General features: G+C 55.5%; 21 protein-coding genes. All 21 read left to right on the top strand.

The genetic code is table 11. The features are described 5' to 3' along the window. Positions 1-27: 27 nt before the first annotated feature. Complete coding sequence (locus tag EI185_RS04570; protein ID WP_124703947.1) at positions 28-714, top strand: CAAX prenyl protease-related protein; 687 nt, start codon at positions 28-30, stop codon at positions 712-714. Continuing rightward, positions 711-1,904 carry an XrtB/PEP-CTERM-associated polysaccharide biosynthesis outer membrane protein EpsL gene (gene epsL / locus EI185_RS04565; RefSeq protein ID WP_189836285.1) on the top strand — a complete coding sequence of 398 codons (1,194 nt, stop codon included), beginning with the start codon at positions 711-713 and terminating at the stop codon, positions 1,902-1,904. Before EI185_RS04570 ends, epsL begins: the two co-directional genes overlap by 4 nt. Before the next feature lie 77 nt (positions 1,905-1,981). Further along, positions 1,982-2,776 (top strand): polysaccharide export protein EpsE, encoded by a 795-nt coding sequence (gene epsE, locus EI185_RS04560; RefSeq protein WP_124703945.1) that lies wholly within the window; start codon positions 1,982-1,984, stop codon positions 2,774-2,776. Between the two features lie 21 nt (positions 2,777-2,797). Next, on the top strand, positions 2,798-4,201 hold the full coding sequence (gene epsF, locus EI185_RS04555) for a chain length determinant protein EpsF (RefSeq protein ID WP_124703944.1): 1,404 nt from the start codon (positions 2,798-2,800) through the stop codon (positions 4,199-4,201). 9 nt (positions 4,202-4,210) lie between these two features. After that, positions 4,211-5,116, top strand: coding sequence for a chain length determinant protein tyrosine kinase EpsG (gene epsG, locus EI185_RS04550; RefSeq protein WP_189836284.1), 906 nt, complete (start codon positions 4,211-4,213; stop codon positions 5,114-5,116). 2 nt (positions 5,117-5,118) lie between these two features. Beyond that, complete coding sequence (gene xrtB, locus EI185_RS04545) at positions 5,119-6,012, top strand: exosortase B (protein ID WP_124703942.1); 894 nt, start codon at positions 5,119-5,121, stop codon at positions 6,010-6,012. After that, positions 6,009-6,722 (top strand): exosortase-associated protein EpsI, B-type, encoded by a 714-nt coding sequence (gene epsI / locus EI185_RS04540; protein ID WP_124703941.1) that lies wholly within the window; start codon positions 6,009-6,011, stop codon positions 6,720-6,722. Before xrtB ends, epsI begins: the two co-directional genes overlap by 4 nt. A 143-nt stretch (positions 6,723-6,865) precedes the next feature. Beyond that, on the top strand, positions 6,866-7,951 hold the full coding sequence (gmd, locus tag EI185_RS04535; protein ID WP_124703940.1) for a GDP-mannose 4,6-dehydratase: 1,086 nt from the start codon (positions 6,866-6,868) through the stop codon (positions 7,949-7,951). Between the two features lie 7 nt (positions 7,952-7,958). Then, positions 7,959-8,930, top strand: a complete 972-nt coding sequence (locus EI185_RS04530) for a GDP-L-fucose synthase family protein (RefSeq protein ID WP_124703963.1) — start codon at positions 7,959-7,961, stop codon at positions 8,928-8,930. Positions 8,931-8,932: 2 nt separating this feature from the next. Beyond that, complete coding sequence (locus EI185_RS04525) at positions 8,933-9,187, top strand: hypothetical protein (protein ID WP_124703939.1); 255 nt, start codon at positions 8,933-8,935, stop codon at positions 9,185-9,187. Beyond that, positions 9,178-10,434 carry a glycosyltransferase family 4 protein gene (locus tag EI185_RS04520; RefSeq protein WP_124703938.1) on the top strand — a complete coding sequence of 419 codons (1,257 nt, stop codon included), beginning with the start codon at positions 9,178-9,180 and terminating at the stop codon, positions 10,432-10,434. The genes EI185_RS04525 and EI185_RS04520 overlap by 10 nt, the downstream gene beginning before the upstream one ends. Continuing rightward, complete coding sequence (locus tag EI185_RS04515; RefSeq protein ID WP_124703937.1) at positions 10,431-11,618, top strand: glycosyltransferase; 1,188 nt, start codon at positions 10,431-10,433, stop codon at positions 11,616-11,618. The genes EI185_RS04520 and EI185_RS04515 overlap by 4 nt, the downstream gene beginning before the upstream one ends. Next, positions 11,602-11,889 (top strand): hypothetical protein, encoded by a 288-nt coding sequence (locus EI185_RS04510; protein ID WP_124703936.1) that lies wholly within the window; start codon positions 11,602-11,604, stop codon positions 11,887-11,889. Before EI185_RS04515 ends, EI185_RS04510 begins: the two co-directional genes overlap by 17 nt. A gap of 12 nt (positions 11,890-11,901) precedes the next feature. Next, a complete protein-coding gene (locus EI185_RS04505; protein ID WP_124703935.1) occupies positions 11,902-13,443 on the top strand; it encodes an oligosaccharide flippase family protein in 1,542 nt (513 codons plus the stop codon). Then, positions 13,443-13,610 (top strand): hypothetical protein, encoded by a 168-nt coding sequence (locus EI185_RS17960; RefSeq protein WP_189836283.1) that lies wholly within the window; start codon positions 13,443-13,445, stop codon positions 13,608-13,610. Before EI185_RS04505 ends, EI185_RS17960 begins: the two co-directional genes overlap by 1 nt. A 14-nt stretch (positions 13,611-13,624) precedes the next feature. After that, positions 13,625-14,503, top strand: a complete 879-nt coding sequence (locus EI185_RS04500; RefSeq protein ID WP_124703962.1) for a glycosyltransferase family 2 protein — start codon at positions 13,625-13,627, stop codon at positions 14,501-14,503. Positions 14,504-14,807: 304 nt separating this feature from the next. Further along, positions 14,808-15,017, top strand: coding sequence for a hypothetical protein (locus EI185_RS17955; RefSeq protein WP_189836282.1), 210 nt, complete (start codon positions 14,808-14,810; stop codon positions 15,015-15,017). After that, positions 15,014-16,294, top strand: coding sequence for an O-antigen ligase family protein (locus EI185_RS04495; RefSeq protein ID WP_189836281.1), 1,281 nt, complete (start codon positions 15,014-15,016; stop codon positions 16,292-16,294). Before EI185_RS17955 ends, EI185_RS04495 begins: the two co-directional genes overlap by 4 nt. A gap of 74 nt (positions 16,295-16,368) precedes the next feature. Continuing rightward, a complete protein-coding gene (locus tag EI185_RS04490) occupies positions 16,369-17,535 on the top strand; it encodes a hypothetical protein (protein WP_145962395.1) in 1,167 nt (388 codons plus the stop codon). Between the two features lie 90 nt (positions 17,536-17,625). Then, on the top strand, positions 17,626-18,756 hold the full coding sequence (locus EI185_RS04485) for a glycosyltransferase family 4 protein (RefSeq protein WP_223247669.1): 1,131 nt from the start codon (positions 17,626-17,628) through the stop codon (positions 18,754-18,756). Beyond that, positions 18,738-19,889: a glycosyltransferase family 4 protein gene (locus EI185_RS04480; protein ID WP_124703931.1), complete on the top strand. Its 1,152-nt coding sequence runs from the start codon at positions 18,738-18,740 to the stop codon at positions 19,887-19,889. The genes EI185_RS04485 and EI185_RS04480 overlap by 19 nt, the downstream gene beginning before the upstream one ends. Positions 19,890-19,908 lie beyond the last annotated feature (19 nt).

The raw sequence follows: 19,908 nt of genomic DNA, 5'->3' as shown, positions 1-19,908 counted from the left end.
GTCAGGCATAGGCGCTTCAAACTCGACATGCGTTTTATCCACTCGCCAGCATACTGCCGCATTCTTCCGTTCGCCCTGTACATGCTGGTACTGGCAGGGGAGAGCGGGGTCGCCTTCCTCACCGACCACGGCTGGATTGCCGCATTTGATACGCGCTGGCTATACCCGTTACGTATCCTGGCGGCGGGGGCAGGTCTGGCCTATTGCTGGCGTCATTACCGTGAACTGGATGGCATTGGCAGGTTGAGCTTGCGCGACTGGGCATTGGCCTTGGGCTGCGGCGTGATTGTGTTCTGGCTGTGGATTAACCTGGATCAGCCGTGGGCGAGTTTGGGGGCGTCCAGCGGATTCAAACCGATCGATGCGTCGGGGCGGTTGGATATGCCGCTAGTCATCATGCGTATCGCCGGAGCAGCCCTGATCGTGCCTGTCATCGAAGAGCTGTTTTGGCGTTCATTCATCATGCGCTGGATCAAGGACAAGAATTTCCTTGCCGTGCAGCCGGGTGCCGCAGGGATCGGCGCATTGGTACTCAGCGCTGCATTGTTTGCCTCGGAACACACGCTGTTGCTTGCCGGCCTGATCGCGGGTCTGGTTTACGGTGCGCTGTACATATACACCGCCCGGCTATGGGTGCCCATCATCGCCCATGCCGTGACCAATGGCGTGTTGGGTTTCTGGGTTGTGAACACCGGGCATTGGGAATTCTGGTGAAACATACTCGCGGCTACTATCCGGCACTGGGCCTGTGCATGCTGTCATTGACGGCGCATGCCGATGATGGCGACACATTCAAGCCCTATGCGAGCGTCAACTATGTTCATGACAGCAATCTGTTTCGCGTAGCAAACGACGTTATTATCCCTGGCAACGGCAGCACGGTCGAGCAATATCACACGCTCACTGCGGGCATGAACGTCGATTTGCCGCTCAGCCGCCAGGTAATCCGCGCGCGCGCCGAGCTCAGCCAGACGCGTTTCGATACCTATAAACAATTGAACTACGACGGTCGTGATCTGCTCCTTCAGTGGAGCTGGCTGGTGGGGAACAATGCGCATGGCGACGTCGGCGTCAGCGAGGTACGCTCGCAGGGATCATTGTACGGCCTGAATCAGCAGGTGAATAACGTCCGCACCCAGCGCCGCCGGTTTTTCAACGGTACGGTCAAGCTCGACAGCCACTGGCAGGTCAATGCTGTGGCTGCTCATACGTTTAATACCACACCTACCCAGAATGTCCTCGATTTCACCGAAGATAGCCTTGGGCTGGGGCTGCAATACCAGACCCGCATGGGTACTCTGTTCGAGATGAGCAACAATGTCAGTAAGGGGGATTACCCGAATCGCCAGATCGTTGGCACGACCCCGGTAGACAATAGCTATGAACAGATGGCGCCAAGCCTCGGCGTCACCTTGCAGCCCACTGGCAAAACCCGGCTTCAGGCAAAACTGGGCTACACCCAGCGCACATACAGCGACGTGCCGCGACGCAATTTTTCCGGCTTTACCGGACGCCTGTCCACCGATTGGTTTCCTACCGGCAAGACCGCGCTTAACTTGGCGATATACCGTGACATCGGCGCCTATGACGACAGTAACACCAGCTACACCTTGAACAACGGCATGGCGATTGGCGCTACCTGGTTTGGATCAGCCAAAACTACACTGAGTCTGCGCGCCAGCCTGGATAAACTTGAATTCGATGGCGACCCAGGTTTTGTGCCCAGCACAACTCCGGTTCGGCAAGACAGCGTGACCAATCTGCAGGCAAGCATCAAATATTTGGCGACGCGCAATGTGATAGTAAGCACCACTCTCCAGACCGGCGAGCGAACATCCAACCGGGGAGCTTCGCTGGGATATCGTTATAACAGCGCTCAGATTAGTGTGCGCGGTGAATTCTAAAAAAATAATTGTCATGAGCAAGCAATCAGCACGTCACAAACTTTGGATACAGTCGCTTTCTTCTTGAAGTAATTGGTATGAGCCTTATGCGCGCACTTCTGGTTTTTATTCTTCTGTTTGTCGTCGGTTTCGCAATGCCAGCTTCGGCCAAGGAATATCTTCTGGGCAGTGGGGACATCTTGCGTATCACCGTGTATGACCAGCCTGACCTGACTCTTGACACGCGGGTCAATGAAAGCGGTGCTATCAGTTTTCCGCTGATCGGCGACGTGCATGTTGCGGGCGAGACGGCCACTACTGCGCAGAATCGCATCGCGGAGAAGCTGCTCAAAGGCGGATTCGTCAAGAATCCGCAGGTCAATTTGATCGTCACGCAATACCGCAGCAAACAGGTATCCGTACTGGGTCAGGTCAATCGCCCCGGCAAATATCCGCTGGAAAATACCAGTACTCTGACGGATATTCTGGCACAGGCGGGTGGAATCAATCCGGCTGGCGCCGATACTCTGGTTTTGATCCACAAACAAACAGGTAAAGCCGAGTACATGAATATCGATACGCTTGCCCTCTACCTGGACGGCAAGGCGAATCTGGATATGCCGGTAGCCGACGAAGACATTATTTATGTTCCTCGTGCGCCCTTGTTCTATATCTACGGCGAGGTCCAGCGTCCGGGGTCGTTCCGGCTGGAGCGGGGAATGAGTGTGATGCAGGCATTGTCCGTCGGAGGTGGCGTGACGCTACGAGGTACCCAGCGCGGCATAGAAATACGCAGGCGCGATGCGGATGGGAAGGAGATCATCATTAAACCATCTCTATCGGATAGCGTGCATCCTGACGATGTTATTTATGTGCAAGAAAGCCTGCTTTAAACTAGCCGGACGATAAATAAAATGACGATGATGCAATTTTTACGGGTACTGTGGGCGCGCAAGTGGCTCATGCTGGCAACCTTCGGTGTGACGGTGACTGCGGCGCTCATCATCAGCGTAATGCTACCCAAGCAATACACCGCCACCAGTACCTTGGTGGTGAATTCCAAAGGAGCCGATCCATTGACCGGCACCATGTTGCCAGCCCAATTAGTGCCAGGTTACATGGCTACGCAGGTAGGTATTATGTCCAGCCAGAATGTAGGGCTGAAGGTGGTGGATAACCTTAAACTCGCCCAGAGTCCGGTGGTGCAGCAGCAGTTCAATGAAGCGGCGCAAGGGCAGGGCGATATTCGCGAATGGCTGGCGGGTATTTTAATCGCCAAGCTGAAAATCACGCCCTCGCGTGAGAGCAACCTGATTGGCGTATCTTATACCGCCAACAATCCGGAATTCGCAGCCGTGATTGCCAACGCGTTTGTGCAGGCATACATCAAGACCAGCTTGGATTTGCGGACGGAGCCGGCACTTCAGACTAACTTGTGGTACGAAGAGCAGATCAAGGTACTGCGCGACAAGTTGGAGAGTGCACAGACACGGCTTTCGGACTATCAGCGTAAAAAAGGCATCGTCGCCGTGGATGAACGCCTGGATGTGGAAAATGCGCGTTTGGCTGAACTCTCCAGTCAGCTGGTGGTAGCACAAGCACAAACCTATGATAGCCAATCTCGTAATCGCCGCTCCGGGGATCAATTATCCGATGTGGTGAACAACCCACTGATTCAGGGGCTTAAGGGGAATATTGCGCAAGGAGAAAGCAGGCTGGCACAGCTTTCCGAAAAACTGGGTAAAAACCATCCCGAGTACCTGCGTGCCCAGGCTGACCTGGATGTATTGCGCAACAAACTTGAGCATGAAATGCATAATGCACAAACCGGCGTCAATACCACCATGCGAGTCTCGCAGCAACGCGAGGGTGATTTGCGTGCTTCACTGGCCGCACAAAAAGCCAAGGTGCTGGCACTCAAGCAGCAGCGCGATGAAGGCTCGGTGCTGGCGCGCGATGTGGAAAGTGTCCAGCGTGCCTACGATATGGCTTTGCAGCGTGCGACCCAGACGCGCATGGAAAGCAAATCAGACCAGACTGATGTTGCTGTGTTAAATCCGGCCACTCCCCCTCTCAAGGCATCCAGCCCAAAATTGTTGCTGAACATTGTTTTGGCTGCTGCACTTGGGTTGCTGTTGGCAATGGCGTTTGCCTTGCTGATTGAATTGCTGGATCGGCGTCTTCGATCCGAGGAAGATTTTGTCGATATATTGGGTGCCCCGGTGTTGGCGGCCCTCAAGCCAGCATCAGATAGTCAGCGGCGTAGCCGGCTGTCTCGCATGGGCCATCTCCGTGCTTTGTTACCCGGACAGACTTAAGGAATGGCGATGAATATCCTGCATGGAAATATGGTGGATATGGCTCAAACCAATCCCGCCAGCGTGCTTGCAAACAATGATGACCTCAATGGCTCAATCGGCAGGTTGCTGTTTCAGGCAGGCAAACTCAAACTGGCCGATATCGACCAGATACTGGAACTTCAGGTTCGGGAAAAGCTTCGTTTTGGTGAGGCCGCCATCAAGCTGGGTCTGGTCACCGAAGTTGATATACGGCACGCAGTCGCCAGCCAGTTCGACTGCGACCATCTACTGCCGGGTGAAGGCGGCTACAGTGATGAGCTGGTTGCTGCATATCGGCCTTTAAGCCCGATGGCGGAGCAGTTTCGCGCACTGCGCAATCAATTAATGCAGCGCTGGTTTGGTTTGGGAGGGCGGCGGCTGGCAATCATTGCACCGCTCAAGGGTATGGGCGCCAGCTACGTCTCCGCCAATCTGGCCATTGTATTCTCGCAGCTTGGCCAGCGCACCCTGCTGATCGATGCCAACCTGCACGATCCGCGCCAGCACAACATATTCGGTTTGGAACAGCAGCGTACAGGTCTTGCTGATATTCTGGCGGGCAGAGGCGGCCAATCAACGATTGTGCGTATGGATGATTTTGTCAGCTTGTCCATTTTGCCGGCCGGCACCATTCCACCCAACCCGGCGGAACTCATAGGCCGTGGCAGCACGCGCGTATTGCTGGACAGCATTGGTCAGGACTATGACGTGGTGCTGATCGACACCCCACCGTTTGATACCCATACCGATGCGGCGACCTTGTCAGTACTGGCGGGTGGCGTGCTGGTCGTCGCCCAACCCCATCAAACGCGTTACCATGAAATCGAACGAATCCGTGATGCATTATTTGGCAGCGGCGCGCAAATCGTCGGTACGCTTCTTAACGAGCGCTAACCATGCACGCACCTTCATCGACAGCGCCGCATCGGCGTAATCTGGACTGGCAGGCTCGGCTGTTTGAGTGGCTGCCTATCCTGACCGGTATTCTGGTCTTGTTTTTACCCACTTACTACGATCTCGATCGCACGCTGTGGAAGAGCGAAGAGGGTGCCCACGGCCCGATCGTATTGTTAGTCGCGCTGTGGTTTTTCTGGAAAAAAAGGGAAGTGCTGCTAACAGAGGCGATCGTCACTCAGCCCGTGCTCGGTGCAGGCATCCTGTTTCTGGGTGTACTGGTTTATGCGGTGGGGCGTTCCCAAAATATTCTGTTATTTGAAATTGGCTCGGAAATCATCATTCTGATTGGCGTGTTGCAGCTAATGCGAGGCGGTCAGGCGGTTGTAAAACTCTGGTTTCCGCTGTTGTTCATGGTTTTCATGATCCCACTTCCCAGCTCTATTGTGGATGCGGCCACCGGGCCGCTTAAATATTACATTTCTGTGCTGGTGGAACAACTGCTTTATGTAGCAGGTTACCCGGTCGCACGTAACGGCGTTGTGCTTACCATCGGTACCTATCAGTTGCTGGTCGCGGACGCCTGCTCCGGGCTGAATTCCATGTTCTCACTGTCTGCGATGGGGATTCTTTACCTCTACATCATGCAACACACCAGCAAGCTGCGCATCGCTCTACTACTGCTATCCATCTGGCCTGTTGCCTTTCTCGCCAATATGCTGAGGGTGCTGATATTGAGCCTGATCACTTACTACCTCGGTGACGAAGCCGGTCAGGGCTTTCTCCATGGTTTTGCCGGCATCATGCTGTTTATAGCCGGTTTATTGTTTCTGATTGGGCTGGACGGTTTGCTGGGTTATTTCCTCCCGGATCGCCCAAGAAATGTGCGGGCATGAAATCCATTTCCATTAAATCCCTGATTATCAGTCTGGTACTTTTGCTGGGCGCGGGCTTGGCCTGGGCGATGAAACCGACCCACAAAATTGCCGACGACAATTCGAAAATCAACCTGGAAACGCTGGTCCCCAAGCAATTCGGTGATTGGCGTCTGGATGAAAAGGCTATGCCGGTAGTGACCAATCCAGAGTTGCAGGCAGTGATAGACAAAATTTATAGCCAAACGCTGGCGCGCACCTATGTCAATGGCAAGGGTGAGCGAATCATGCTTTCCATTGCATATGGAGGTAACCAGAGTGATGGGTTGCAAGTGCATAAGCCTGAGGTCTGCTATCCGGCACAAGGCTTTCAAATATTCAATACGGCCAAAGGGGCTTTGCCTCTCGACAAAATTAATGAGGCAATCCCTGTAAAACGGCTGGTTGCAACGCAAGGTGCACGACATGAGCCCATTACCTACTGGACGACTGTAGGTGACCAGGTGGCGCTAGATGGATTGCAATGGAGGCTGGCGCAATTGAAGTATGGGTTGACTGGCAATATTCCGGACGGTTTGCTGTTTAGGATTTCTTCCATTGACCCGGATGATACGCGTGCCTTTGCTTTGCAGGATCGCTTTGTGAATGATTTGATGGATGCGCTCAATAGTGCTGGCCAGGCTCGTTTAATCGGAAAGTTAGGCAAGCCAGGTAACCTCAGCGTGCCTTGAAATTTTTGTATAAGCCATACGCAGGAACAGAAAAATCACACGTTTGCATCACCGATTTTCGTTGCTATCCGCCAAGCTCAGCAAGCGTCAGAGCCGACGAAGATGACCAAATTTATCATGTAAACTTATTGGACTTATAACTAATGAATAAAATTGCTCTTATCACCGGCATCACAGGGCAGGATGGCGCCTATCTGGCGGATTTCCTGCTCAAAAAAGGTTACGTCGTCCATGGCATCAAGCGCCGTGCCTCCCTGTTCAATACCGATCGTATTGACAACCTGTATCAGGATCCTCATGTCTCCAACCGTAATTTTGTTTTGCATTATGGCGACCTGACAGACTCCACCAACCTCATTCGTATTATCCAGAAAGTCCAGCCCGACGAGGTCTATAATCTCGCCGCCATGAGTCACGTTGCAGTCAGTTTCGATACGCCCGAATACACCGCCAATGCGGATGGTATTGGGACGCTACGGATTCTTGAAGCCATCCGCATCCTCGGGTTGGAAAAGAAAACCCGGTTTTATCAGGCCTCTACCTCCGAACTCTTTGGGCTGGTGCAAGAAACTCCGCAGAAGGAAACCACCCCGTTTTACCCGCGCAGCCCCTACGCCGTCGCCAAGCTCTATGCCTACTGGATAACGGTCAACTATCGCGAAGCCTATGGTCTTTACGCCTGTAACGGCATCCTGTTCAACCACGAGTCCCCTGTCCGTGGCGAGACCTTCGTCACCCGCAAGATCACTCGGGCGCTTTCCCGTATCAAGCTCGGCCTGCAAGACTGTCTCTACCTTGGCAACATGGACTCCTTGCGTGACTGGGGGCATGCAGCGGACTATATTGAAATGCAGTGGCTAATGTTGCAGCAGGAGCAGCCGGAAGACTTCGTTATCGCCACTGGCGTGCAGTACAGCGTGCGTGATTTCGTCAACGCTGCCGCCAAGGAGCTGGGCATGCAGATCACCTGGCAAGGCAAGGGCATTGATGAAACAGGCACCGACCGCAGCGGCAGAATCATCGTCAAGGTGGATCCGCGTTACTTCCGCCCGACTGAGGTGGAAACGCTCCTTGGCGACCCCACCAAGGCCAAGGAAAAGCTCGGCTGGACACCGAAAACCAGTTTTGAAGACCTGGTGGCTGAAATGGTGCGTGAAGATCTCAAGAGTGCCGAGCGCGACGAGCTGGTTAAAAAACATGGCTTCGCCGCCTACGACTACCATGAGTAATGCCGCAATGGACAAGGCCGCGAAAATCTACATCGCCGGTCACCGTGGTCTCGTCGGCTCTGCCATCACCCGCAACCTGCATGCCAAGGGCTTTGAGCATTGCCTCGCTCGTACCCACGCCGAGCTGGATCTCACCAGCCAGGCCGCAGTCGAAGCTTTTTTCGCTGCCGAAAAACCGGATTATGTGTTTCTGGCTGCGGCCAAAGTCGGCGGCATCCACGCCAACAACACTTATCCCGCTGAATTCCTCCGCGACAACCTCGCCATCCAGACCAACATCATCCACGCCGCCTATAAAAATAACGTCAAGCGCCTGCTGTTCCTGGGGTCGAGCTGCATCTACCCCAAGCTGGCGCCACAGCCGATGAGGGAAGAACACCTGCTCACCAGCGAGCTGGAGCCCACCAACCGCCCCTATGCCCTGGCCAAGATCGCCGGCATCGAGATGTGCTGGAGCTACAACCGCCAGTACGGCACGCAGTATCTGGCCGTCATGCCCACCAACCTGTATGGTCCCGGCGACAACTACCACCCGGAAAATTCCCACGTCATTCCCGCCTTGATCCGCAAGTTTCACGAAGCCAAGGTCAACAACGCCTCCACCGTCACCGTGTGGGGCACCGGTACTCCGCGCCGCGAGTTTCTCTATAGCGAAGACATGGCCGATGCCTGCGTCTATCTGATGAACCTGCCGGATGCGCAGTTCGTCCCGTTGCTGGGGCAGGACCGCAACGACGGCTTGCCACCGCTGATGAACATCGGCGTCGGCCACGACCTTACCATTCGCGAACTGGCGGAAACGGTCAAAAACGTAGTGGGATTCGCGGGCGAGATCGTCTTCGACAGCACCAAGCCCGATGGCACCCCGCGCAAGCTGATGGACGTCGGGCGCCTGAACGCCATGGGCTGGAAGGCCACCACCACCATGCAAAGTGGCTTGGTTGTTGCATATCAGGATTTCATCGTCGCAAACGCGTGACCATGAGACTCATCTTCTGTCAGATCAAAGCCACCCGCATCGTCAAGCGGGTTATTTATGCCTTGCAGGGTGAGGGTATGCGTGGCTTTGCCATCGAATCGGAGGGTTTGTCGCGACCGCAGCGCATGATGCGCCGTCAAGCAACGCAACTTCATATGCAGCTTGCCGGGTTCGATGCCCGCCACCAAAGGCATTGTCCTGAAAGCGGTTGGGTATGCTGCAAGGTATGGCTGGCAGGTAAAAACTCATGCGCATAGGGATTGCAGGGCCGCTCAGTACACCCGATATCGAACATCTGCTTGATGGTGATACGAGCCATCTTCCGCGTGAGATGAAAGGTGCATCACTGCTGGTCACGCTAATCGAAGCGCTGATCGGGAACGGGCATGAGGTCTCAGCGTTTACGACTGACCCAGCGTTGGTACCCCGGCGACAGAACCGGGTGATTGCGCGGGGACATCGCTTCACAGTGCACTATGTGCCACGGCGGCGGCACAGCTTGCGCCCGGATCGGGGTGCAAGGGGACGGATGCTGGATTTCTTCGCGCTTGAGCGCCATGCGCTGACAGATGCGATTCTCCAAGAAAGCCCGGATATCGTCCATGCGCATTGGACATATGAGTTTGCTGCTGCTGCGCTGGACACTGGTTTGCCGTGTTTACTGACTTGCCACGATTCGCCCTGGGCCATTCTGAACATGCAGCGCGACCTCTATCGGGTGGGCAGGCTTTTAATGGCAAAGTCTGTGCTCCGCCGGGCCCGACACGCTACGGTGGTCTCGCCTTACCTGGTCGAGGCGCTGCGCGGCATGACGCGTGCGCCCCTCAGTGTCGTGCCGAACCCGCTTCCGGATAAGGTATTTGAGGCAGGTCGTCCACGTTCTGCGCCAGATTTTCAGGCCAGCCAGCCCCGGATCGCCATGTTGCTGAACGGCTGGACATCAATAAAAAATCCAGAACCCGGCATGCTCGCAATGAAGCGCATTCGCGCCATTTATCCAGGCGCCAGAATGCACCTTTACGGTCCGGGTTACGGGCCGGGTGAACGTGCCTGGTCATGGGCTGTTGAGCATCACATGGAAGAGGCGTTCATCTTTCATGGTTGGGTCCCTCACGCCCAGACGATGCATGAGCTGGCTGAGATGGACATCCTGCTGCACCCAGCTCTGGAAGAATCCTTCGGCATGACCATTGCCGAAGCGATGGCGCTAGGTTTGCCCGTCGTGGCTGGGCAGGATAGCGGCGCAGTGGCCTGGGTACTGGGTACTGACGATGGAGGGGGGGCTCTGGTAGACGTCCGGTCGCCGGAAAAAATAGCCGCAGCGCTCCTCACAATCCTGGCCGATCCCGCACTGTATGCGCGCTATTCCACTCAAGGGCGTGTCAGGGCCAGTATGCATTTCTCTTCATCTGCAGTCACACAAGTCTATCTTGAACACTATCGCCGTGTGCTGGCGGATGCGGGCGTCATGCCAGCGGAATTACCCAATGAGGTGGCCGCGTGAAAGTGCTGCATGTTCTCAACGAGCTACGCCCTTCCGGCGCCGAGATCATGTTGCGTATCGCTGCGCCGCTATTTCGTGAAAACGGTGTTGAATGCGAGCTGCTTGCAACCGGCGAAACCGTCGGACCGTATGCTCCTGTACTGGAAGCGGCGGGCTACCGTATTCACCATATTCCATTTGCCCGTTCACCTGCATTTTTTATGGCGGTGGCGCGTTTTGCCAAGCGTTCTGGTTTCGACCTGGTACACATGCATTCCGAACGCGGATTCATCGGTTACGTGCTGGCTGCGCGCATGGCGGGACTCAGAAGGCTGGTCCGCACGGTGCACAACAATTTTAATTTTGGCGGATGGCTACGTATGCGCCGTGGGTTCGAGCGGCGTCTGGCGGAACGGCTGGGGGTACGTTTCATCGCCATCGCTCCGGGTGTGGAGCAGACCGAGCGCAGGTTGTACGGCACATCACCGTTGCTTATTCCGAACTGGTTCGACAGCGCGCATTTTCATCCGGTCACGCCAGAAGAGCGCGCGGCGGCGCGCGCCGCATTTGGTGTTCGGCCTGACGAATACGCGCTGGTGAGCGTGGGCAATTGCTCGGTGGTCAAGAACCACACCGCGCTTATCGAAGCCTTGGCGCGCTGTACGGAATTTCCCTGGCGTTATCTGCATATCGGGCTGGAAGAGCCAGGGGCGCCCGAGCGCGTATTGGCAGAAAGACTGGGCATTGCTGACCGTATCCGGTTTATCGGTGCGGTTGATGACGTGCGTCCTGTCCTGCACGCCGCAGAACTGTATGTGATGCCGTCTCAATTTGAAGGGTTGGGGATTGCGACGCTGGAAGCCTTTGCGGTGGGTTTGCCTGCGCTGCTGACTGAAGTGCCCGGCCTGGTCGACTTTCGCCAGTACCTTGAAGATGTCAGCTACTGCGAACCCAGCGCGGGCGGCATCGCCGCAGTGTTACGGCACCTGTTGCAAAAGGGGGCGGGCCTGGACGGTCGGGGTGCTGCTCGCAGTGCTGCCATACATCAAGCTTTCGGTGCAAGAAGGGGGGTACTCGCCTACAGCGCCCTCTATTCAAGGGTGATAACCGAAACTGCAGGTACGGTTCAGGCGCTTGACGAGACTTTCGTGAATGGGCGTCAAGTCAACAAGCAGTCAGGAGCAAAGCGTGACGAAATACATTAACGTCGTCGGCGATCCAGCAATGCGAGCCAATCCGCATACCCAGGAAATACGCCTGCGAATAGTCGGACTTGTCATCATTTCCGTGCCGGCATTCTTGCCGCGCCTGGCTATGCTCCAGGCCAGTAATCATGATCTCATCGACCATTTGCTGCCATGGCAGGAACGCACCCGTATCCAGAGGTTCTGGAGGAGATGGCAGTTCTTTTTTTCGCGTTACGGTTGGCGTCAGCTTACCGGGATTTCCGAAATAATGCGGCCTGAACACCCATAGCTGGGCCAAACCATGAGTTCGAATCCTAATAGTCTTACCGGACGCAGCCTTCGCGCCATCAAATGGAACTACTTGGGTACGGTCGGGCGCATCCTGGCGCAACTCGTCAGCCAGATTATCCTGGCACGCCTGCTCGGCCCGGAGCCAACCGGCCTGTTCGGTTATGCGCTGCTTGTGGTTTCTTTAAGCGCCCTAGTCACAGAAATGGGGCTTAGTTCTGCGCTGGTGCAAACTTCTACCCTGAGCAAGGAGCAGCTCGGTGCCGTTGTTTCTCGCCTGCTGTTGGTTGCCGTCGTTGCGAGTTGCGCCATGTTTTTCCTGGCGGAGTGGATTGCCACAGCGCTGTTCCATGCCCCCGAGGCGGTTCCCGTTTTGCGTGCAGTGGCCCCCACGTTTATCGTTAGCGCGCTCAGCATTTCGCCGGCTGCTCTCCTGCGGCGCGAACTCCAGTTCCGCGCGCTGACCCTGATAGGCCTCGGCTCTTATCTTTTTGGATACGTCATTGTCGGCGTGGGGGTTGCGCTCGCGGGCGGCGGTGTGTGGAGCCTCGTCGCCGCATGGTTTGCGCAAAGCATCTCGGCCTGTGTCGCCCTGAACCTCGTTGCCCGCGGCAGTTTTGCTCTGGAGAATCCGTTTTTCACCAATGGGTTAGAAGGGTTCGGCACCATCATCCTTTTCACCAATTTGGTAAACTGGGTTATCGAATATGGAACCCAGGTGCTTGTCGGCAGAGTTTTCGGACCAAGCTCACTCGGTCTTTACAATGTGACCAACAACCTGGTCCGAACCCCCGCCAATCATCTCGTTGTAAACCTTCAAACCGTTCTTTTTCCAACGAGTGCCAGGGTCCAGGACAATCCGGCTTCATTACGTCGTGCTTATCTCACCGCTCTGTCGGGGGTCGCGCTAGTGGCATTCCCTGTTTTCACTTTCGCTGCAGTTTCAGCCTCGGCCATAGTCGATGCACTCCTCGGCGCAAAATGGGTTGGTGCATCCCAGCTTCTCCCTCCACTGGCGTTAGCCATGATTCCTCACAGCGCAATGGCCATCGCCGGACCCATGCTAAACGGCAAAGGTGAACCAGGCGTGGAACTGCGCGTGCAAATTGTTACGGCACTTATATTTGTGGCCTCGCTGATAGCTGTGTCGGCGCGGCCTCTCGTCGATATCGCCTGGGTGCTGACCGCCATTTACACCCTACGCTGTGTCTGGATGACGGCCGAGGTTTGCAAGCGATTTCATGTGACCGCGAAAGATCTTTATCTGGCTTTGCGCGGCTCTGTCCTCCTTGCCACCGTCCTTGCAGTATCAATCATGGCTACCGAGACTGTCGTGCAGATCGCCATGCCGATTCTCGCCGCCATCCCCCACCTTCTTGTACAAGCGACCGTCGGATTCGGGGCTGTCGCTATTTTCCTGCTACTGTTTCCCGCGGCTTTTCTGGATTCACACTTGGCTTGGCTGCTTGGCCGAATACTGGACACAACACCCGCCCTTGCACGATTTCCCGGAATGACGCGCATTGCGCGCATCGCAATACGGAAGTGTCCTTGATGCATACCAGAATCGCCGCACCCATCGCAACGGAAAATGTTGCCCATCTGCAAGTGGATTTCAAGAAGGTTTACTCCGGCTATGGCGGCTTGGCAGCGACACACAGCCCTGTTGGCAAAGACCTTGTCGGCAATTGGCACGGGTGTGTTAATTGGGGGGTAATGTGAACAACGAATCGACCATGCCTGATCGCCTGATCGCCGTAATGACTTCGTTCAATCGCCGGGCGGCAACGTTGGCCTGCCTGGCACGTTTTGGGGCGGCCGCCAGGCAGGCAGGTATTGAGCCGAATGCCATACTGGTAGATGACGGCAGCACCGACGGCACGGCGGTAGCGGTGCGTAAGCAGCATCCGTGGGTGGAGATGATGGCGGGCGATGGTACCTTGTTCTGGAATCGTGGCATGCACCAGGCACAGGCACGTGCCATGGAGCGCGGTGCCGACTACCTGCTCTGGCTCAACGACGACACCGATCTGCTGCCCGATGCCATTGTCATACTGTTGAATATCGAACGCACACTCAGGCACAAACATGGCAAACCAGTGATGATTGTTGGCTCGACTGCTGATCGCGAAACCGGGCGGTTGACCTATGGCGGCCATATTGCGCCGCAGCGCTGGCGGCCTTTTTCCTATCAGCGGACATGGCATGCAACGGAGCCGGTCGAATGCCATGCGATGAACGGTAATGTGGTGTTGATCCCCATGCAGATTGCCCACGCGGTCGGCAATCTGGATCCGGTTTTTGAACATGCCATGGGCGACATTGATTACGCTCTGCGTGCTCGTGCCAAGGGGTTCCGCGTGTTCGTGGCCCCGGGCTTTGTAGGCCACTGCTCGAACAACTCAGCATCAGGCACCTACCGGGATAGCAATCTGCCGTTGTCCACCCGCTGGAAAAAAATAATGTCCCGTAAGGGGTTGCCCCCACGCTCCTGGAGCCATTTCACCCGCAGGCATGGTGGCCTGGCTTGGCCGATCTATTTCATCTGGCCCTATTTCAAGCTGATCGTTGGCGAGGTTAATCGCATTAAGCTGGGTATGTCACGGCAGAAATGATAGAGCAGATCAAAACAGCATACGCCGCGAACGCGCGCTCTTCAGGAGTGAGCTTGCCAGGTATTGAACGAGCAGTGGTCGTGCCCGACGATCAGAGCCCGGTCTCTGGAACATGTATCCGCTTCGCATCTCTTGATGAGTGGCTCCATAGCCCATTCTTGCATGATGGAGCCGGAGATTTTGTGGACGACATACTGGTGGAGTTCAAACCGGGTATTTATAGGCTTACTGCTCTCTTAACTGTGGACAGACTGGTGACGAGTAATGGTCGCCATATGCCGCCCTGGCGGGGGCGGGTGTCTGCGTGGCGGCCGTGCTGCATGGCTTGCCACAAGTAAATGCAATAGGCTTCGGTGTACCGCCACTTTTGGCTGGTTGCTGTGCCATCGTGTTGTTGTTTGCTTTCAGAGTCACTTGGTTTCTGGGCTTACCGCTGGCAGCGATGGTTTATACAAAGCTTTCGGCAGGCCGTTTTGGCCCCGTCATTATCTGGTTAGAAAGGGGAAAAAATTGAACAACCCTCCTGTTTCAAATAGCGCCAGCTCAATTCAGGTCGGGCGGCCCATTTCGCTGCTGCCCCCTCCGGCCGCGCGCCGGAAGTTGGACCTGCCGCTGTTTTCCTCAGTGCCGCTGCTTTTCCTGGTGTTGGCCAAGCCTCTCACCGATGCTTTCTACGAAGTGGGGGCGGTGAAATATGGCTATATTTTATTACTTGGATTAGCTTCGCTATTCGCAAGATACGGCATGGCATTTCAGGGGGTTGCGACGGACCCCCGCAATAAATCATTGCTCGCCTATATCGGGTTGATCGCCCTGTACTTCTTTTTCCTGTTCGGACTGGCTGTTACCTATGGGGGCCCCCCGTCGGAAATATTCAAGATCATCAGCCCGTTCGTGTTTTTCGTACTGGTGGCCTATGCGGCGGATCGCTGGATGATTTATGCTTTGGCAGCCGGGGCAGTGTTGACCATTTGCGTCAATGCAGCGTTATTGCCATTCGATTTTGGCTGGATTCAATGGGGATCGGTTCATACATTCAAAGGGTATTATTTCTTCAAGACCGATCTGGCTTATGCATTATGTTTTGCCACGGTGATTTATGCACTGTATTCGCGCAACACGATCACTGCTGTTCTGGCCCTATTGATGGCGATGGCAGCTGTGCAAATCATTCTTTCCAATTCGCGGCTCAATTATTTTACTTTTCTGATTGCACTGATTTTTATAGCCTTTAAAGGTGGCATCAGCATTCGTATGATTATCCGCTTTGGTCTGTTGTTCGGGGGGCTGGCCTTGATTGTCATGCTGGTATACGACCCTACCAAGCTGCTTGGCTTCGATACCAGCAACGAGCGCGCATTCACCCAGGGGCGCAGTGATATCTGGACGAATCTGATAATCGGTATAACAAACTTCTCGCCGCTTGAGTGGTTGTTTGGACGAGGCTTGTCCGGCGATATTGTGCTTGCTGCTGAAAATAGCTTGCCCGGTGAAGATATTCATAATGCGCATAACGAGATGCTTCATCTTCTGACCACGCAAGGCATCTTCGGCTTGATATTCTACATGGTACTCTGGATCAAGATGTTCCGCATGTCGCATAGCCCGGATATGCCGAAATGGGCGCGCGGCACGGGGACGGTGGCGTTATTGCTCTTTATTCTTCAAGGTTTGACGACCGTTGTGTCGTTGTTTGCCACCAAAACCTGGCCCCTGGTCATGGTGCTCCTGGCTTTGCGCGGATTGTCGAGCGCCACGGATCAGCACAAGCAACTGGGTTCGCCATCATGAAAAAACAATTAACCTTGACATGTGCTTTGTTGGCGCTGGCTGTTTGGAACGTAGCCGCTGCCGCGGGCGGTATCATGACGCTAGGAATTCATGTGCACGACCCGGCGCACATTGAGGCAGCCGCCAGCAAGGGGTACAGCGCTATTCGCCTCTGGGATACGGGTACCGGCTGGTCAAGCCTGGAGCCGCAACCGCATCTGTGGAAGTTTGACCGCATCGACGAGTATGTTGCCGCCAGCGAAAAAGCCCATCTTAAAATTCTCTGGACCATCGGCAACACACCGCGTTGGGCGTCTGCGCGGCCTGATGAAAAATGTGCTTACGGGTTTGGATGTGCCGCCGAGCCGGCGAACATTGAGAACTGGCGGCGCTATGTCCGCACTATTGCGACCACGTTTCGCGGCCGTATCGAGTGCTACGAACCCTGGAACGAGGCGAGCTTCCCGAGCGACCCGGCTTTCAAGCAGCCTGGGGCAGGTGGGGCTCCCGCGCAGTTCTTTACCGGTTCTGTCGATGCCATGGTGAGCCTCGCGCGGGTGGCCTACGAGGAGATCAAGCGTGCCGATCCTCAGGCGTGCGTACTCTCACCGTCGTTCCATTCTTCCGGTCATTGGGCAGAGAAGTTCGATCGTTATCTTGCGGCTGGAGGCGGGCAGTATTTCGATGTCGTCAGCCAGCATTTTTATTTTTCTGAAGAACCTGAGCAAACAGTGCCAACCATCCGTGCAATGCGGCAGGTGCTGGCGAAGCATGGGCTCAGTCATGTGCCGATCTGGAACACCGAGGTCGGTGTGGCATTTGCAGCGAAGGCGAAGCAGTGGCCCGGGATGTCGGTGGAAGATCTGGTGTATGCCCTGACGTTGCGCACCTACCTGCTTAATGCGTCCGAGGGGGTGTCGCGGGTTTACTGGTACGCGTGGGATAACAAAAACCTCGGTTTCTTTGAGCCGGGCACTCACTTTGATTTTGGCAGCGCAGCTGCTTCGGCAGCCGTTCACCTGTTCGACCAGTTTGAAGCAGCGAGTTGCCAGCCTACAGGGAGCTTGTGGCAATGTCGTGTGCGTACCGCTGGGCGCCGATTCAAGGTGGTCTGGTTGGCAGGAAAAAATGTTAAGCCACTCCTCATCGTGTTCGACCACAACGCAACACGCTGGGGTCGCGTACCCGAGATCCTGCCGGCAGGACACGAAATTGCGCTGGATGGTCGGCCAGTGATCATTAATGATGAAAATTCGCGATGAACACTCCGAGCTCGTTCATTTTTGGAGTGTTGTAATGATGTACAAACGAGGAATTATGAAAAGCGGGACAGGGAGACTGGTACTTTGAGCGTGCGTACAGTTTGCATCATCCAGGCGGTTGCCAAGCAATACCGACGCCCTTTCTTCGATTTGCTGTATGAGCGATTGCAGTCAGAGGGGATAGTGTTAAAGGTTGTGTATAGCAAGCCTAATGACAAGGAGGCATTGCGCAAAGACGCGCTTGATTTGCCGATCACATACGGCCACAAGGTGCGAGCATACTGGTTTGCCGGCTACCGGCTGCTGTATCAGCCTTGTCTCGGCCAGGCCATTGCAGCCGATCTCGTTATTGTCGAGCAGGCATCCAAGCACCTGCTCAATTATATGTTTGTTGTCCTGCGTGTTTTTGGGCTGGTGCGGATGGCCTATTGGGGTCATGGCCGCAACTGGCAGCAAGATGGATCGCAATGGATGGAGCTGGTTAAGCGTATTTTGTTGCGCAGGGCTGATTGGTGGTTTGCGTACACGGCAAGAGTTGCACAGTACGTGGTGGACAATGGCTTTGCATCGGATCGCGTTACCGTTGTACAGAACAGCGTCGACCTGGAGTCTTTCAAAAAAGAGCTTGGGGCTTTCGATGACCGGCGGAAATTGGCGCTTAGGGGTAGTCTTGGCATATCTGCTGAAGCGTCTGTTGGTCTGTTTTGTGGCAGCATGCATGTCTCGAAAAAACTGGATTTTCTGGTCCAGGCGGCACTCGACATTCATGCGCGGGTGCCGGGCTTTCACCTCGTTCTGGTTGGGGCTGGACCGGAAGAGTCGGTGGCTCGCGAGGCTGCAGCTACCCACGAGTGGATTCATTACGTCGGCCCACGATTCGGGGCTGATAAGGCCGCTTATTTCGCCATTGCTGACATCTTTTTGTGCCCAGGCTTGGTTGGGCTTGCTGTACTTGAGGCTTTCTCAGCCGGCCTGCCGCTGTTCACCACCAATATTCCTTTGCATTCCCCGGAAATAGACTACTTAACCGATTCGGTCAATGGCGCCATGACCGACTTTGATCCCCGAAGCTATGCCGAGGTTGTATCCGCTTGTTTCCATGACCCTGTCTCACTCCGGCGCATGCGTGAGTCGGCTCGCGAAGCATCCGAGGCTTTTGGATTGGAATGCATGGTGGATAACTACGTACAGGGGGTGCTCGCATGTCTCAACAAATCCTGATCGCGACCATAATGCGGCCCAAGGGCGAGACGGGCGTTCAGACTCACTTTCGTGCATACATGGCATACCTGGGCGAGATAGGTCAGCGATGTGATCTGATCACTCCTTACAGTGCGCCCCTTTGGCAGGTATATCCAGTATTCGGTTTGCGCAAACTGGTCGATCTGTTTAATCGAGAGCTGGGTGTGTGGTGGTATCGCCACTGGCACGCCTATTTTTTGCGACAGGCATTGAAGCGCCGCCTGCAAACAGGCGCCGCATGCGTGGTGTATGCGCAATGCCCTCTTTCTGCGCAAGCAGCGCTCAGTGCGCGGGTGTCGAAAAACCAGCGGGTAGTGATGGTGACGCACTTCAATATCTCGCAAGCCGACGAGTGGGCCGGCAAGGGCTTGATACCGAACGGTGGGCGATTTTATTGCGCGATCCAGGCTTTCGAAGCCGAGGTGTTGCCGCGGCTGGACGGACTGGTATTCGTATCCGACTTTATGCGGCGCGAGCTGGTTGGGCGCATCCCGGCCATAACGAAAGTCGCCGCCGCCGTGGTGCCGAATTTTTTGCCCGACCCAGGCTTGCCGGAAAAGCAAACGGCTGTGGCCGACCTGATTACTATCGGCACGCTTGAAGCGCGTAAGAATCAGCAATACCTGCTGGAGATTGTCGCAGCGCTGCGCGATATGGGACAGCCATTGTCGCTGACCCTGGTGGGTGACGGGCCGGATCGCAGGGCACTGGAAGACAAGGCGCGGGCCTTGAAAATCGGCGAGCTGGTGCGTTTTGCCGGATTCGCCAGCAATGCTGCCGAGCAAATTGGACGGCACCGTGCCTACATTCATGTGGCCACGCTGGAGAGTTTCGGGATCACGCTGATTGAAGCGATGGCGCGTGGGCGGCCAGTGTTTGCCGCACCGGTTGGCGGCATTCCAGAAGTGCTAGGTGACGGCGCAGGGGGTTCGGCGCTGCCGTTGCACGATGCCAAAGCGGCAGCCTGCATCGTGGCCGATGCCATGAGTAATCCGGGCTGGATGGCCGCAGCCAGCCTCGTTGTGCGCGAGCGTTTCCTTGAGGAATATGCCAGTGGCGTCGCGGCAAAGCGGCTTACACAGTTTCTTGAAGTTAATTTTGCCAGCGCGTAAGGGTGTGTGGAGGGGATGT

Source organism: Sulfuriferula multivorans, assembly GCF_003851125.1.
Taxonomy (GTDB): Bacteria; Pseudomonadota; Gammaproteobacteria; order Burkholderiales; family Sulfuriferulaceae; genus Sulfuriferula; species Sulfuriferula multivorans.
The sequence above is the reverse complement of the archived record's forward strand: the minus strand, read 5'-3'. Positions and strand labels throughout refer to the sequence as shown.

Bases quoted from the DNA above. Each gene is read 5' to 3' on its own strand.
- epsF (WP_124703944.1), top strand. From the start codon at position 2,798: ATGACGATGATGCAATTTTTACGGGTACTGTGGGCGCGCAAGTGGCTC.
- EI185_RS04570 (WP_124703947.1), top strand. From the start codon at position 28: ATGCGTTTTATCCACTCGCCAGCATACTGCCGCATTCTTCCGTTCGCC.
- epsG (WP_189836284.1), top strand. From the start codon at position 4,211: ATGAATATCCTGCATGGAAATATGGTGGATATGGCTCAAACCAATCCC.
- xrtB (WP_124703942.1), top strand. From the start codon at position 5,119: ATGCACGCACCTTCATCGACAGCGCCGCATCGGCGTAATCTGGACTGG.
- EI185_RS04505 (WP_124703935.1), top strand. From the start codon at position 11,902: ATGAGTTCGAATCCTAATAGTCTTACCGGACGCAGCCTTCGCGCCATC.
- epsE (WP_124703945.1), top strand. From the start codon at position 1,982: ATGAGCCTTATGCGCGCACTTCTGGTTTTTATTCTTCTGTTTGTCGTC.
- EI185_RS04480 (WP_124703931.1), top strand. From the start codon at position 18,738: ATGTCTCAACAAATCCTGATCGCGACCATAATGCGGCCCAAGGGCGAG.
- EI185_RS04530 (WP_124703963.1), top strand. From the start codon at position 7,959: ATGGACAAGGCCGCGAAAATCTACATCGCCGGTCACCGTGGTCTCGTC.
- EI185_RS04490 (WP_145962395.1), top strand. From the start codon at position 16,369: ATGACGCTAGGAATTCATGTGCACGACCCGGCGCACATTGAGGCAGCC.
- EI185_RS04525 (WP_124703939.1), top strand. From the start codon at position 8,933: ATGAGACTCATCTTCTGTCAGATCAAAGCCACCCGCATCGTCAAGCGG.
- EI185_RS04500 (WP_124703962.1), top strand. From the start codon at position 13,625: ATGCCTGATCGCCTGATCGCCGTAATGACTTCGTTCAATCGCCGGGCG.
- EI185_RS04520 (WP_124703938.1), top strand. From the start codon at position 9,178: ATGCGCATAGGGATTGCAGGGCCGCTCAGTACACCCGATATCGAACAT.
- EI185_RS17960 (WP_189836283.1), top strand. From the start codon at position 13,443: ATGCATACCAGAATCGCCGCACCCATCGCAACGGAAAATGTTGCCCAT.
- gmd (WP_124703940.1), top strand. From the start codon at position 6,866: ATGAATAAAATTGCTCTTATCACCGGCATCACAGGGCAGGATGGCGCC.
- epsI (WP_124703941.1), top strand. From the start codon at position 6,009: ATGAAATCCATTTCCATTAAATCCCTGATTATCAGTCTGGTACTTTTG.